Origin of the sequence: Christiangramia sp. (genome assembly GCF_029937855.1) — a bacterium.
Lineage (GTDB): Bacteria > Bacteroidota > Bacteroidia > Flavobacteriales > Flavobacteriaceae > Christiangramia.
This window is the reverse complement of record NZ_JAPYPC010000016.1, coordinates 44692-60409: the sequence shown is the minus strand read 5'-3', so window position 1 is coordinate 60409 and position 15718 is coordinate 44692. Positions and strand designations below refer to the sequence as shown.

Genomic DNA, 15718 nt, shown 5'->3' with positions numbered 1-15718 from the left:
TTTATGGAAGAACTCAATGACTTTTCAGAAGAGCAGAATGAATCTAATTTTGATCTTAAAGCGGAATTATATAAATATTTAGCCTATTGGCGGTGGATCCTGTTGGGTTTTTTGATAGGGGGGCTAATCGCATATCTATATAATAGATACACTATCTCCAAATTTCGTACAACTGCAACCATGATTGTAGTGGACGAAAAAGAAAATAACGTAATGAGTGCGTTGCCATCTGGGAGCGGTACTATTTTATCTTTAGATAATGATGGCTTACAAAGCCAAATTGAAAAGTTAAAATCAAAGCAATTGGTATCCAGTGTGGTTGAAGAGCTGGATCTTAATGTGGAATATTATATCGAAGGTAATATTATTACAGTTGAAGCATATAAATCCAGTCCTGTTTTAATCGAATTTATTTCTAAAGATTCATTAGTGGATGATTCCTCTTTAAATATTTTTGTTACACCTACCTCAGATACTACTTATATACTGGAAAATAAAGAATTAAACTATTCAGCGGAACATAGTATAGGAGAGGTGGTTAATCTAATGAATTTAGAATTTATAATTCTGCCCAGATCCGGTAACGAAGAAGGATCTTTCAAAAGGACCAGTAGTGTAAATATCAGAATTTCTCCCGTTAAAGAAGTAACTAATAATCTTATAGCAAGTTTAACCATATCGCCTAAAGGTAAGGCGAAGGATATTTTAGAATTAAATATCGTTAACGAATCCAGTAGAAAATCGAAAGATTTCTTAAATAAATTGATGCATCGCTTTAATGAGGAAGGTGTGCAGGATAAGCAGGAGGTTGCTGAAAATACAACAGCATTTATACAGGAGAGACTAGAAATGATCACAACTGAATTAGATTCGGTTGAAGGGGGGATAGCAGATTTTAAACGCGAAAATCGTATCATGAATGTGGAGTCTGGTGCTGCAGAATTTCAATCCAAATTTTCCGCAGCAGAACAGGAAATATTTAATCTTGAAACTCAACTTCAGCTACTAAGTTCTATTGAGGATCTGCTAAAGCAACAAAATAAATATGATTTTCTACCTGAGGTTGGAATAAATGAAGGAGGTATTTCCGGATTGATCAATTCCTATAACACCCTTGTCATGGAAAGAAATTTGTATCTAAAAGGAGGTACTGAAAAAAATCCTATTGTAGAAGCACTTTCTGACCAACTGGATTCTTTACGAGGGAATCTTTTCGAAAATATTGCCAGCACCAGAGAGTCTTTAAATGTAAGATTAAGGGAATTGGGACAGCGTGAAAATGTTGCAGAAGGACGGTTTCGGAATTTTCCGGGCCTTGAGAAAGGAATGAGGAGTATTGAACGCCAGCAGCAAATCAAAGAACAACTTTATCTGTTTTTATTACAACGTAGGGAAGAAGCTGCCATATCTTATGCGGCTACAGCATCTGTTGCCAGAGTGGTAGATTCTGCTTTTACATTAGATCGTCCTGTAGATCCAGCACCATGGCTTATTTTAATTGCTGGTTTTATAATTGGATTGGTTATTCCAATAGGAATTATTTTTCTTAAAAATCTGCTAGATACTAAAATTCATCATAAAGGAGATTTGCAAATTCTTATAAAAACTGTTCCATTTATTGGAGAAGTACCAAGAATTACAGCAGATCAAAATGATGTAATTCATTTAAACGACAGATCACCTTTAGCGGAATCTTTCAGGATATTACGAACTAATCTTGCTTATTTGATTCAAAATAAAGATAAAAATGTAGGAGATGTTATTTTTGTTACTTCTACTGTTAAAGGTGAAGGAAAAACATTTATTTCTTATAACTTATCTCGAACTCTTGCTAGTTCAGGAAAGAAAGTTCTATTAATAGGTGCAGATATTCGTAATCCGAAATTACATAGATATACAAAGTCCACTGCAGGAGCTAAAGAAAAAGGTTTATCTGACTATTTATATGATTATAATGTCACTGCTATCGATGTGACTTCCATTACAAAAGAAAATGAAATAGAGGTAGACGTAATACTTTCTGGCCCAATCCCACCAAATCCTGCCGAACTCTTAATGAACGACCGGATGGAGGAATTAATAGAACTGTCTAGAAAGAAATATGACTACGTAATCGTAGACACTGCACCAGCAATGATTGTTACCGATACCTTATTAATAAGTCAACTGGCAGATTATACGTTATATGTAACCAGAGCTGATTTTACAGAAAAAAAGTTTTTAGATTTCCCAAAAGATTTGAAAAAGCAGGGTAAACTTAAAGGTCTGGCAGTAATATTAAATGATGTGGATTATTCTAAGTTTTCTTATGGAGCGCAATACGGCTATTCTTATGGCTATGGCTATGGCTATGGAGCTGATGAAGAAAGTAGGTGGGATCGCCTAAAAAAAAGATTATTTAAATAACTGTATATTATTTTCAATAATTTGATTAAGCATAGCATGATGCTTTTTAGAAATTTTAATTGTTCTTAATTTTTCTATATGGTTAAATTTATGTGCATCACTGCATATATAATCTATCATGTTGTTTTCAATCAAGCGGAACCCCATTTTTTGAATTCCAGATCCATAATGTGAAGAAAGAGAGAGCATATTAAGTTGTAAACTGCAACCCCTGGATCGTATATCTTTAAATTTTTCTAGATCTTTTGAATGCCAATAAACATATCTTTCAGGATGAGCTAAAATTGGTGAAAAGGAATTATTCTGCAGTTTAAATAATATTTGATTTAGGTTAATGGGAGGTTGAAAATAAGACATTTCAACAAGGACCTTATTTTTTACAATGGGTAATAAGGATCCTTTTTCTATATTTTCCATAAAGAACTGATCCATCATATACTCCGCAGAATAATTTAAGCTGACGGACTCTGGAATATTTGATTTCAATTTATCAAATGCGGCCTGGATGGAGCTGGGAGTATTCGGATAGTAGTCGTTCATAACATGAGGGGTAAACACAAAATCTTGTATTCCTATATTCTCAAATTCTCTAATTAGTTCTAGGGATTCCTCTACAGTTTTAGCTCCATCATCGATTCCAGGCAATATATGATTGTGAAAATCTGTTATACCTTCTAGTAAATCCACTAAATATGTATTCTTTCGAAATATTGACAGCATCCTTCCTATTTTACCTTTCAAAATTACATAATTTTAATTCTTATTAGTAATATTTGCAGTGTTCCTAGATCAAACCCATGAGAATTTATATTCTAATCTTTATTTTTTATATTGTAAGTCTTACACATGGCTTTAGTCAGGTTTTTTATGATTTAAATTATGAAGGTCAGGCGCAATTATTTTCTGGTAAAGAATCTCCCTTTTGGATGCATACTAATAGTCGTGGACGGGTCGATGAAAAAACACATTTTTCGGGATTGCTTTCATATAAAGCAACGATAGACTTTGAAGGTGAAAGAAAGGCAGAATTTGGTTTGGGAAGTTTTTTTAAAGATGGTTACGAGGATGGATTCAAATTGGATGAAGCCTATTTCTCTTATTCATCTCCTAAAGTAGGTATCGTTCTTGGAAAAAAGCAACGCAAAGATTTATTCCAAAACCTTAGTGCATCCAATGAAAATATCTTGTGGAGTTTAAATGCTTCTCCCTTGCCTGGCATCAGGTTTTTTACTACAGATCCTTTGTTTATTAAAGGGGACCACGGTTTAGGCTTCATGGTCAGCCTGGAAGAATATATAATGGATGATGATCGATTTATTGAAGATACTCGTTTGCACCATAAAAGCGGTCATATAGTGTATAGAAGCAAAAATGATTTCCAAATTTCTTTAGGAGGTCAGCATTTTGTTCAATGGGCAGGTTATTCTGAAGAGTTTGGGGAACTACCAGGTTCTTTTGAAGCTTATACCAGAATTTTTACAGGAATGGCCAGCGAAAATGAGATAGCAGGGGGAGAAGAAGCAAATGCCCTTGGTAATCAAATTGGTAGTTATGAGATAAAATTACAAACCAAAATCAGGGATGTTGATTTTCAATTTCTTTATAATCACATATTTGAAGATGCTTCAGGAATGAAAGGAGGAAACTTTCCTGATGGACGATATGCGGTATATTTTGAGGATAATCGAGATACATTCTGGGGAAGTTCCTGGTTAAAAGCTTTAATGTACGAATTTTATTACACAAAAAATCAAAGTCGAAGTCGTGTAAGTTCAGAGGTAGATGGCGCAGATAATTATTTCAATAATAATCTCTATCGTTCTGGATGGACCTATAGAAACCAGGTAATTGGAGTTCCTTTTATTTTGTTGAATGAAGATAATAGATTTAGGATTGGCACAAATATTCTAACCGTTCATCATTTAGGTTTGAAGGGCAAAGCCTTCGATGAGTTCCCCTATCGCTTTCTTTTGAGCTACCGCAAGAATTATGGAGTTAAAGATTCTTTTTTCGCTGAGACCAGAGAGGTTTTTTCTACCCTTTTGGAATTGGAATTAATCAATACTGATTATATTTTAAAAGCTCAGTTAGGGGCTGATATTAAATCATATGAAAACTCTAATTTTGGAATAGGCATTAATTTTTCCAAAAACATTTTTTAGATGTAGACTAATTATTTTTTTGTACTTTCCACAAGCCTAAATCTATTTATTTAAAACTTGAACAGGGAAACTTCCAGTATACATCAGGAGGCTTTCATAACAGTATGTTATGCCAAAGGAATAGTAGCTTATAATAAAGCTGCTGAAAGCCTTTTCAAAAATCTGTACAACATTCAGTTGAGCTACGGAAAAGTGTTTTCTGATTTCTTACCGAATCCCGAAATTCAGGAAAAATTAGATTTATGTCGAAAGGCTCAATTTCAATCACTTGTTTTAGAATATGAAGATAATCTTAAGCTAGAATGGTATTTTTCGCCCGTCCTGGATCCTGATGGAAACATAAATAAGGTTTCCATTTTTATTAAAGAAATACCCACAAAAAAATCTTCACTTACAAAAGAGATAGAAAATGAATTAGAGTATAATAGGCAAATTTACTCTAACCTATTTTATAACAATCCAGATGCTGTTTTTTCATTTGATCTGGAAGGTAATTTTGTGAATGCCAATGCGGCTTCTGCCAAATTAGCCGAAACATCTATTGAAGAATTACTGGATATGCATTTTCTGCCACTAATCCCGCGGGAAGACCATTCCATGGTACTTGAAAAATTTTCTAATGCAGTAAATGGAAAACCTCAGTCCTATTTCACAAATTTTGTCAGCACCAGGAATAATAAAAGGTTTCTGCAAGTGAATAATTTTCCCATTTTTTATTATGGGGATATTATTGGAGTTTACGGAATTGCCAAAGACATCACCAAACAAAAGCAGGCCGAGAATACTGTAGCTGAAGAACGTCAAATGCTTCGGGCAATTATTGATAACATTCCAGATTATATCTTTGTAAAAGATAAAGAGCATAAATCAATTTTGACCAACAAGAAGTTTTCTATCCAAATGTTAGGTCAATCTACTGATGAAAGTAGAAAAGGTTATTCCCCTCGGGATTATTTTGAGCCAACTAGAGCCAGTGAGATAATTGAAGATAATGAGCGGGTTATGAAGAGCGGAAAACCTGTTATTAACCGACCAGATTTAATCACGAATATTGATGGGAAGCAGGAAATGGTTTTACTTACTAAAGTGCCTTTAAAGAACGATGCTGATGAAATTATTGGTTTAGTAGGTATAGCCAGGGATATTACCCAAACCTATCTTCAGAATAAAAATCAGGAATTAATCTTAAAGATTATTAAGGCATTTGGAGGCAAACCTACTTTTGAGGAAGCAATGGTCAAGACTTTAAAAATTTTCTGCAAAGATCTGGGTTTTGACTACGCAGAGGCCTATAAGGTGAGTTTAAATAGTGAAAAATTAATTCGAACGGCTTTTTGGCCTTTATCTGAAGACCTATCAAATAAAAGAAATACCGGAAACTATTATTTGAAGGGCGAAGGCCTGCCGGGAAAAGTATGGCAGTCTGAAAAAGTAGAGGTTTTAAGGGAGAATGACGGAACCGGATTACTAGAAAATATGGTATTGAATGATAAGGAATCCATTAAATCTGCGGTTGGAATTCCAATAATTTTTCAGGGTAAATTAATTTCTCTTTTTTGTTTAGGCTCTATTAGCAATAATAAAAAATTGGAAGAGGCTATGTTAGGGGATATTACCTTACAAATTGCTTCAGCTATTGAGAGAAAAAGGAGCCAGGATCAATTAAATGATTTTTTTCAGTATTCACCAAACCTAATTGCCGTGATTGGGAAAGATGGATTTGTTCAAAAAATAAATCCTTCGTTTATAGATAAATTCGGTTTTTCAGAATGTGAAATATTAACGAAACCTTTTTCAGAGATTATCAATCCTAAAGACCGTGCAAGAGTTGGTAGAGCTATTAAGGATTTATCTATAGATACTCCAGACCTTGCACTAAGATGTTTAACGAAAGATGGTAATTATCTCTGGATTTCATGGCGTTTCTCCAGGTATTTTTCTGAAGAAAATGTTGTGTTTATCTACGGTGCCGATATAACTCCACTTAAAAATGTACACGAAGATTTATCTCGAATTATAACTGAAAGAAAAGAAGTTCAGAGAAAACTGAAAGATTCTGAACAGAAATATAAAAGCCTGTTTGATGATAGTCCTCTGCCCATGTGGGTTTTAGACAGGCAGCAATTAAAGTTCTTAAAAGTCAATAAAGCAGCTATAGAGCTATATGGATTTAAAGAGGCGGAATTTCTAAAAATGACCGTTCGAGATTTGTGGGCGCCTAAACAGGCAGATAGAATTGAAGCAGTAGTTTCCAATAACTTTAATAATTTCTTTCAGGTTAAGGTAGAACATAAGAAAAAGGATGGGGGACGCATTTTTGTAAATGTGAATAGTAGCCCTATCATATTCGATGGGCAACAGGCAAGAATATCCCTAATCAAGGATGTGACTGCACGCATATATGCTGAGCAAAAATTATTGAATAGTGAGAAAAGGTTCAAAGCTCTTGTTCAGGAAGGTTCTGATCTTATTTCAATTGTAGATAAAGATTATAATTATATTTATAACAGCCCGGCTTCTAAAACGGTCTTTGGTTTAGAACCTGCTGAAATGAATGGTACCAATTTCAAAGATTATATTGCTGAAAAGGATTTTAAAGCTATAGAACCTCATTTAGAACAGCTACAAACGCAGAAAAGGATTCAATTACCATCTTATAGGGTTAAAAATGCTAGAAATCAATGGAGTTGGATCGAGACTATTATTACAAATTTAAGTGATGATACGGCTGTAGGAGGTATCGTGATGAATTCCCGGGATATCACTCAATCTATGGAGCAGGAAAGAAAACTATTGGATAGTTTACGGCGCTATGATATTGTAGCTAAGGCTACTAGTGACCTTATTACCGACTATGATATTCAGAAGGATGAAATGAAAGTTAGTGAGGTAGCATCTGAATTGTTTGGTTATACGAGTGATACAGGCATCTACACTGGAGAATGGTGGAGCAGTAAAATACATCCAGACGATTATGGCCACGTTAAATCCCTTGCTCAAAAAATGCAGAAGGAAGGTTTGAAGTATCTTACCATTGAATATCGTTTTAGATGTGCAGATGGTTCTTACAAATATATTTTAGATAGAAGTTATCTCCTATTAGATAAAAATAAAGATCCTAAGCGTATAATTGGTTCAATGCAGGATATCACGCAAAGAAAACAACATCTAATCGATATTGAAAATCATAACAGGAAGTTGAAAGAGATTGCCTGGACACAATCTCATGTAGTACGGGCACCCCTTGCTAAAGTGATGGGTTTGGTAGATTTACTACTCAATTATAAAGATGACCTGGATAATAGTGATGAAATATTAGATAATATTTTAACTTCAGCAAAAGAACTTGATACAATCATTAGAAATATAGCTATTCAAACCGAAAATAAATCCTAAGTTGAACCCCAAAAAACCCTACATATGTTACGAACCTTAATTATAGATGACGACGAAATAGTTATTTTTCTTCAGCGAAAGATAGTGACCAAATGTGAATTAGACTCAGATCCTTATGTTTTTAAAAATGCGGGGAAAGCCCTGGATTTTCTTGAGAACGATTCAGATAGCGAGACAGATTATTTGATCATGCTGGATATAAATATGCCTATGATGAATGGTTGGGAATTTCTTGAAAACTTAAAATTTGTAAGTAACAATGAACGGTTTTTTGTGGTTATGGTCACTTCGTCCATAGACCGAAAAGATAAAAGAATAGCTGCGGAAGATCCTCATGTAGTAGATTTTATAGAAAAACCAGTTTCAGCAAGACACTGTAATAAATTGAAAGGGATCTCTAAGTTGTCAGCCTATTTTGAGGAAAGTTAAAATCTAGTTTCTGCCTGATAGGATCTGCATTTTTAATTTTTTCTTCAGCCCATTCTTTTTCTTCTTTTTCAGCCTGGTCTGTATCCTCGTTAATTGCCTGGGCAGAGGGTTCATAATTGAGATTGATATACATAGGGAAATGGTCTGAACCAATATTGCGCTCCCTGGCAATTTCAATTAAGGTAAAGTCTTTAGTATGAAAAACATGATCCAGGGGCCATCTCAGTAAAAAATATTGAGAATGAAAGGTATTAAAAAATCCCCTTCCAATTCTAGGGTCCATGAGTCCGCTTAATTTCTGAAATAGGCGTGTAGTTCTGGACCACGCCACATCGTTTAAGTCCCCAATTACGAGCACCGAATCTTTTTCGACATCAATATCACGTCCTACCATTAATAATTCGGCGTCACGATTTGTGGATGTATCACTTTCTGTGGGACTTGGAGGCATTGGATGAAGACAGTGGAGCCTTACCTTTCTTCCATTTCTAAGAACTACATAACCATGAATGGAAGGTATATCTTCCTGAACCAGGTATCTGACTTTTACATCCTTTAATTCAAGTTTTGAGAAAAGGTGCATACCATAGAGATTATCTTTTGGAATTTTTATGTTATGCTTATAATCTTTTTCCAGGACAGAAAGTTCTTCTTCCCATCTTTTGTCAGTTTCCAGTGTTAATAGAATATCCGGCTGTCTTTCATTCACCAGCGCAATTAATTTATCGCTTCTTTTATTTGGGGTAAGAACATTACTTACTAATATAGAAATACTACCATTGGGATCATTGCCTTTATATTTTAAAACCTGTTTTCTTGAAATATAGGTGTAGGGATATATTTTTTTGAATTGATATAGAAGGCTTAATATTAAAGTTGCCAATGCCACGATCTGCCAGATGTCTTCAAAGCTGTAATAGAGAAGTGAAACTACGATGACACAGATGATAAGGAAACTTATCTGAATCCTGGGAAAATCAAAACCTCGAATCCACCACTGATCAAATCTGGTTAATGAGGCCAGGGTGGGAATGCACATAAGTATGGTAAAAAATAGCAGTATTATTTCTCCAATTCCCATAGGAACAAACCGTTTTTAAAACGTATAGTTAAATCCTATACCTTTAGAGTTTATACCGGTTCCCATCACATTTGTATTCATTGTAGGATAAACATCCAATTTCTCATTCCCGATCTTGTGAATTTCTGGAACTAAGATACCACATGCGGCACCAATTCCAAAACCAATTATATTATCTGTTAAAAAATGTTTTCCAGCTTTAGTCCGTAAATAGCCTACGTAGGCGGGCACGGCAACGGCTCCAGCCCAAACAAAGGGAACTGCAGGAGATTCTGGATTAAAATCATTATAAACTTTGGCAGTAAAAAAAGTAGCAGCAGCGGTTGCCGCTGTATGGCCTGCAAAAAATGATCTTTGAGCGTCAGAGTTCAATCTTTCTTCCAAAGGTAAATCTTCGTTGTAAACTAATGGGCGGCTTTTTTCCACACTTCCTGCAGTGATGGTAAAGAAGGCGCCGGTGGTTGCCATAGTTTCTATAAACATAACTGAAATTTGCCCGAAATTACTTCGCTCATCCTCTCCTAATAAAAATAAGAGAGGAGTGGCAAATGAGGTATAAAACGGGAGATAGCTCAATTCATCAGCTTCTTCTGAAAAATTTCCTACAGCGCCGCGATTAATTCCCCATAGATCATCACCGTCAAGATTGGATAATTTTTTTTCGGTTAAATCAGGTTTATTTTGAATAGTAAACACTCCAACTACATTTAGACCTACAGATCCAGCGATCCATGCACCATCTTTCCAGAAATCAGTTTTATAAGGTGAACTTTTTTCCTGAGCCTTCAGTTGAAATGTAGATAAACTAATAAATAATATTACAAGCAATTTATTCATTGGGACTTTTTTTCAAATCTCTTATATCCCAGTAAATATGCGAAGTAATTAAGAAAAGTATAACAGCTTCTTTTATGGAGGATAAGTTTCTCTTAACAAAATTTTAGTTTGTGTTTACAATGCTTGTTTTCAATTTCTGTTTAAAAAAGATTAATTTTAAGGATATGAAAAAGAATAGAGATAAGGAAATAAGGGGCTTCGTATTTAATAAATATGATGCGCCGGAAACTTCTCCTTTTGAAAAATTGTTTGATATTTTCAAAGAAATCATTACCCATACTTCAGGTGATCTGGACGAAGCTTTGGATTGGCTTAAACAACTAGACGAAGAGTATCAGCTCACCAATGATAAATATACCCTGGATGATTTCGTAGAAGATCTTAAGAAAAAAGGATATATCAAAGAAGAAATAGATCAGGATGGTAGTGGAGGGATGATGATCACGGCCAAAACCGAGCGGGCGATACGTCAACAAGCCCTGGAGCAAATTTTTGGTAAGCTGAAAAAAGGTTCTGCTGGAAACCATAGAACAAATAGGATAGGTACGGGAGATGAACATACGGGTGATTTTAGAGCGTATCAGTTTGGAGATTCCTTAAGCAGGATCTCCATGACCGAAAGTTTAAAAAATGCCCAGATTAGCCATGGGATAGGAGAATTTTCCATGTCTGAAGACGATCTTGTGGTAGAAGAAACCCACCATAAATCTCAAATGAGTACCGTGCTTATGATTGATATAAGCCACAGTATGATTTTGTATGGTGAAGACCGGATTACCCCGGCAAAAAAAGTAGCGATGGCTCTTTCTGAACTTATTACCACCCGTTATCCAAAAGACACTCTGGATATCCTCGTTTTTGGAAATGATGCATGGCCTATTTCCATAGCGGAATTACCCTACTTAAAAGTTGGGCCTTATCATACCAATACGGTTGCCGGACTGGAACTGGCTATGGATTTACTGCGCCGTAAAAGAAATACAAATAAGCAGATTTTCATGATCACCGACGGGAAACCAAGCTGTATCAGAGAAAGAGACGGAAGTTATTATAAGAATAGTATGGGCCTTGATCCTTATGTGGTAGATAAATGCTATAATATGGCAAGACAGGCCAGGAAGCTTAGGATACCCATTACCACTTTCATGATTGCCCAGGATCCCTATCTTACAAGGTTCGTACAGGAATTTACCGCGGCAAATCAGGGTAAAGCTTTTTATACAGGCTTAAAAGGTCTGGGAGAAATGATTTTTGAGGATTATGAGATTAACAGAAAAAAAAGAATTAGAGGCTAAGAAAAAGTATATGGATAAAGATAAAATAAAGAATCTTGGAGATTTAAAAAAAGCAGGATACGAAAGTAAAAGTATTAAGACGGAACTCCGCGATAATCTAAAGCAGAAAATAAAAAATAAAGAGAATGCCTTCGAAGGGATCCACGGATATGATTATACTGTAATTCCTGAATTGGAAAGAGCCATCCTATCAAGGCATAATATTAACTTACTCGGTCTAAGGGGACAGGCAAAAACAAGGTTGGCCAGGCTTATGGTAAAGCTATTGGATGAGTGGATTCCATTTGTGAAAGGTTCAGAAATTAATGACGACCCATTAAATCCTATAAGTAGGTATGCCAAAGAACTTATTGCCGAAAAAGGAGATAATACACCAGTATCCTGGATGCATAGAGAAGAACGGTTTTTTGAAAAATTAGCGACTCCAGATGTTACCGTGGCAGATCTTATAGGAGACGTAGATCCCATTAAGGCTGCAAATCTTAAATTAAGTTATGCTGATGACAGGGTGATACATTTTGGAATGATCCCGCGGGCGAACCGAAGTATTTTTGTAATTAACGAATTACCCGATTTGCAGGCAAGGATACAGGTGGCCCTGTTCAATATATTGCAGGAAGGAGATATCCAGATTAGAGGATTTAAATTAAGGCTGCCGCTGGATATGCAATTTGTCTTCACTGCGAACCCCGAAGACTATACCAATAGAGGTAGCATTGTTACTCCTTTAAAGGATAGGATAGGTTCACAGATCCTAACCCATTATCCAGAAGATATTCAAACCGCAAAAACGATTACCGCTCAGGAAGCTCAATTAGATAAAAGGCAGCAGGAACTTGTTCATGTTCCTGAAATTGCAAAAGACCTGCTCGAGCAGATAAGTTTTGAAGCGCGGGATAGTGAGTTTATAGATCATAAAAGCGGGGTGAGTGCGAGGATGAGCATTACCGCTTTTGAAAACCTTCTTAGTACTGCAGAACATCGGGCACTAAAAAAGAATGAGGAAAAAACCTTGTTGAGGTTTAGTGATTTTCTTGGCGTAATACCTTCCATCACCGGTAAAGTTGAATTGGTCTATGAAGGAGAGCAGGAGGGTGCTGCCTTCGTTGCCCAGCAATTAATTGGGGATGCAGTAAAAAGTCTTTTTCCTGATTATTTTCCCGAAATAGAGAAGCTTCAGAAACCCGATGCCACTACTCCCTATGATGATCTTATTGAATGGTTTTTTGAAAGCTCCGGTTTTGAGTTATCAGATGATCTTTCAGATGCTGAATACAAAGAGAAATTAGATTCTATTGAACCATTGAGTAAACTGATTGAGAAATATCAGCCAGAACTTAAAGAAGAGGATAGATATTTTATGAAAGAGTTCCTGCTTTGGGCTTTAGTAGAACATAAAAAACTTAGTAAAAAACGATTTTCCAAAGGACTACAATTTAAAGATCTGTACGGAAATTATATCAGCGGATTGTAAGACTACTTAAAAAAGTATAGGCATAAGGATAAATAGATTAAAAGCGCGATATCATATATTGCGCTTTTCCTTTATATCACAATTGAAGAACCAATATAGATGAATGTTAAAAAAGTGAAATTTATTATCATAGGTGGCGGACTTAGTGGCCTAACAACTGCCAATATTTTATTAGAAAAGGGAGAGGAAGATTTTATAATACTGGAAGCAAGAAATAGAGCAGGTGGAAGGATCTTTACGAAAGAAGGTATAGATCTTGGGGCAACCTGGTTTCAGGAACAACATATTTATACTAATGATTTATTGAAGAAATATAACCTTGATTCTTTTAAGCAATATAGTCGAGGAAAAAGCGTCCTGATTTACAACAGTATGGCTCCGGCTCATTTATTTGAGAGTGATCCTAATGCGCCGGGTGCTAAAAGAATTTGTGGTAGTAGTGAAGCTTTAATAAAAGCTTTGAGTAAACCCGTGACGGCTAATCTTGAACTGGATTCTCCTGTAACCAGTATAAAAATGCTGGATCATTATTTAGAAGTAAAGGTAAGTGACCAAAACTATCACGCAGAAAAAGTAATTATATGTGTACCTCCTAAAATTGCTAAGAATATCGAATACACGCCACCGCTACCTGATAATTTGATAGAGGTAATGCAAACTACGCATACCTGGATGAGCAATGCAATAAAAGTGGGAATTTCATATCCTGAAGCATTTTGGAAAAAGAAAGGCTTATCGGGAACTATTATTGGGCAAATTGGACCTGTCATAGAATTATATGATCATTGTAATGCATTAGAAAATAAATATAGCTTGATGGGTTTTGTAAATGAAGGTCTGCGGGAAGAAACTAAAGCCTCTAGAAAAGAACGAATTTTAACCTATCTAGAAAAGCATTTAGGACCTGAAGCTGGAAATTATAAAAGCTATATTGAAAAAGACTGGTCTAAGGAAAAGTACACCTCGGGGAAATCCTTAAAATCGGAATATATGAGTCCGCAATATGGAAATCCAATCTTTGAAAAAACTTTTCTTGATGGGAGACTTTATTTTTCTGGAACCGAAACTTCTTCTGTATACGGAGGTTATTTAGAAGGCGCCATTTATAGCGGATTGAACGCTGCAAAAAGGATCTTATCTTAAAATATAAGCATCCATCAATTTATCTTCTAAAATCAAATTATTTTCAGAATAAAGAAAGCAATTTTTATCAGATAAAAAGGAGTAATTTCGCGGCTTATAAAAAATGAAAATGAAGCGAATTAATAAATATAAGAAGTTGTTTAATGTGGAAGATGAAATTGATCTTAAACAATTAAAAACTAATTATAGAAACCTGGTAAAACGATGGCATCCTGATAAATTTCAGGAAGGAGAAGAAGGCTATATCCAGGCTGAAATTAAAAGCAAAGAAATAATTGATGGCTATCATTTTTTAGTAAGCATTGCTCCACAAACAAAAACGGAAAATTTAGAGGCCTATACTAAAACTATTTCTGAAAGTGTAATTTATGACTTTCAGCATAAAGGGAATGTTCTGGAAATCTCTTTTTTAGACGGAACGACTTACGAATACTTCGGAGTAAACAAAGCAATTTATATCAGGTTAATCAATTCTGCAAAACAAAATCGATTTGCCAAAAGGAACATTTATAACTCCTTTCTATATAGGAAATCTAAGAAAGATATAGAGTTTCAAAGAGTATAAATTGTGAATTCTTAAATAAAAAGTGGCGGAATATGGAGAAAAAACCGATCTATGCCGTGGTTGTATGTGCTATACTTGCTGGCAATAATGGCTTGTTAATTAAGTCTATGAGCAGTATGTCCACCGGCGGTATCGCCTGGTTTAGAACGGCAGTCCCCGTGTTATTTTTAATTCCGATATTAATAAAAGACAGAGAATTACATTTTAAGGGAAATACAAGAAAAATGTTTTTGGCTTCTTTTATCAATGCTATTAGAATGTATTTGTATCTCCTGGCCTTTATATATACTTCTATAGGAAATGCGGTGGTACTCTTTTATACCTATCCTTTATTTGTGACAGCTATAGAATACTTGTTCTACGGGCAGAAATTGCAAAAAGCCCAAACCTGGTTTTTAATCCTGGCATTTATAGGTATTGTAATAACCTACGCCGGAAAACCATTTAGTTTTGCCTCCAACGATTTTATCGGAATGTTATCGGCCATCGGGGCTTCTATAGGCTACGCGGTCACCGTAATTCTATTTAAATCTGAAACCCCGAATTATAGTAAAAATCAGCTGATTTTTTATCAAAACATAATTGGAGCACTGGTCTTTGTTCCTTTTCTAATTGTATTGCCTGATGTAGAATTATCCCAAATTGGAATTGGAATTTTGTATGGATTGCTTATTGGAATTGTGGTATTTAAACTATTTTTTTACGGCCTTAAAGAACTAACTGCTGCTACTGCGACTACATTGATGTACCTGGAGGTAGTAAGTGCCATTATCCTTGGATATTTTATTTTAGATGAAAAACTAAGTTGGAATATTCTAGCCGGGGGTAGTCTAATTATTATTAGTAGTTTTTATGTCTCTAAATTGAACAGAAAAAAAATGGAGATACCTTCAGCTACTTCCACTTCCTGATTTTTGGAAATTCAGAAAA

The 15718-nt window shown here is 35.2% G+C and carries 12 protein-coding genes; 9 read left to right on the top strand and 3 right to left on the bottom strand.

The genetic code is table 11. From position 1 onward, the window contains the following. The first annotated feature begins 3 nt into the window (after positions 1 to 3). Entirely contained in the window at positions 4 to 2406 is a 2403-nt protein-coding gene (locus Q1K34_RS09975; RefSeq protein ID WP_300437979.1) for a polysaccharide biosynthesis tyrosine autokinase, read from the top strand. On the opposite strand, the gene Q1K34_RS09970 is transcribed toward Q1K34_RS09975, so the two are convergent. Further along, a complete protein-coding gene (locus tag Q1K34_RS09970) occupies positions 2395 to 3147 on the bottom strand; it encodes a CpsB/CapC family capsule biosynthesis tyrosine phosphatase (RefSeq protein ID WP_300437976.1) in 753 nt (250 codons plus the stop codon). The two genes, Q1K34_RS09975 and Q1K34_RS09970, sit on opposite strands and share 12 nt — an antisense overlap. A 56-nt stretch (positions 3148 to 3203) precedes the next feature. On the opposite strand from Q1K34_RS09970, the gene Q1K34_RS09965 reads away from it, so the two are divergent. The 3 genes from Q1K34_RS09965 to Q1K34_RS09955 are packed head-to-tail and all read left to right on the top strand — an operon-like array spanning position 3204 to position 8393. Beyond that, the gene (locus Q1K34_RS09965) at positions 3204 to 4568 is read left to right on the top strand and encodes a capsule assembly Wzi family protein (RefSeq protein WP_300437973.1); all 1365 of its coding nucleotides are present in this window, start codon (positions 3204 to 3206) and stop codon (positions 4566 to 4568) included. A 57-nt stretch (positions 4569 to 4625) separates the two neighbouring features. Continuing rightward, positions 4626 to 7964 (top strand): PAS domain S-box protein, encoded by a 3339-nt coding sequence (locus tag Q1K34_RS09960; protein ID WP_300437970.1) that lies wholly within the window; start codon positions 4626 to 4628, stop codon positions 7962 to 7964. A 24-nt stretch (positions 7965 to 7988) separates the two neighbouring features. After that, entirely contained in the window at positions 7989 to 8393 is a 405-nt protein-coding gene (locus tag Q1K34_RS09955) for a response regulator (protein WP_300437967.1), read from the top strand. Here the strand turns inward: Q1K34_RS09955 and Q1K34_RS09950 are convergent. Then, positions 8362 to 9474: an endonuclease/exonuclease/phosphatase family protein gene (locus tag Q1K34_RS09950; protein ID WP_300437964.1), complete on the bottom strand. Its 1113-nt coding sequence runs from the start codon at positions 9472 to 9474 to the stop codon at positions 8362 to 8364. The two genes, Q1K34_RS09955 and Q1K34_RS09950, sit on opposite strands and share 32 nt — an antisense overlap. A 15-nt stretch (positions 9475 to 9489) precedes the next feature. Continuing rightward, positions 9490 to 10311, bottom strand: coding sequence for a phosphatase PAP2 family protein (locus tag Q1K34_RS09945; protein WP_300437961.1), 822 nt, complete (start codon positions 10309 to 10311; stop codon positions 9490 to 9492). Between the two features lie 164 nt (positions 10312 to 10475). Between Q1K34_RS09945 and Q1K34_RS09940 the strand changes: the two genes are divergently transcribed. The 5 genes from Q1K34_RS09940 to Q1K34_RS09920 all read left to right on the top strand — a co-directional run bounded on the left by Q1K34_RS09940 (position 10476) and on the right by Q1K34_RS09920 (position 15699). Further along, on the top strand, positions 10476 to 11606 hold the full coding sequence (locus Q1K34_RS09940; protein ID WP_300437958.1) for a hypothetical protein: 1131 nt from the start codon (positions 10476 to 10478) through the stop codon (positions 11604 to 11606). A gap of 10 nt (positions 11607 to 11616) precedes the next feature. Next, a complete protein-coding gene (locus Q1K34_RS09935) occupies positions 11617 to 13080 on the top strand; it encodes a magnesium chelatase (RefSeq protein WP_300438038.1) in 1464 nt (487 codons plus the stop codon). Between the two features lie 99 nt (positions 13081 to 13179). Further along, positions 13180 to 14223, top strand: a complete 1044-nt coding sequence (locus Q1K34_RS09930; protein ID WP_300437954.1) for an FAD-dependent oxidoreductase — start codon at positions 13180 to 13182, stop codon at positions 14221 to 14223. Positions 14224 to 14332: 109 nt separating this feature from the next. Then, positions 14333 to 14788 (top strand): KTSC domain-containing protein, encoded by a 456-nt coding sequence (locus Q1K34_RS09925; RefSeq protein ID WP_300437951.1) that lies wholly within the window; start codon positions 14333 to 14335, stop codon positions 14786 to 14788. Between the two features lie 32 nt (positions 14789 to 14820). Continuing rightward, positions 14821 to 15699 (top strand): DMT family transporter, encoded by an 879-nt coding sequence (locus tag Q1K34_RS09920; protein ID WP_300437948.1) that lies wholly within the window; start codon positions 14821 to 14823, stop codon positions 15697 to 15699. The last annotated feature ends 19 nt before the right edge of the window (positions 15700 to 15718 follow it).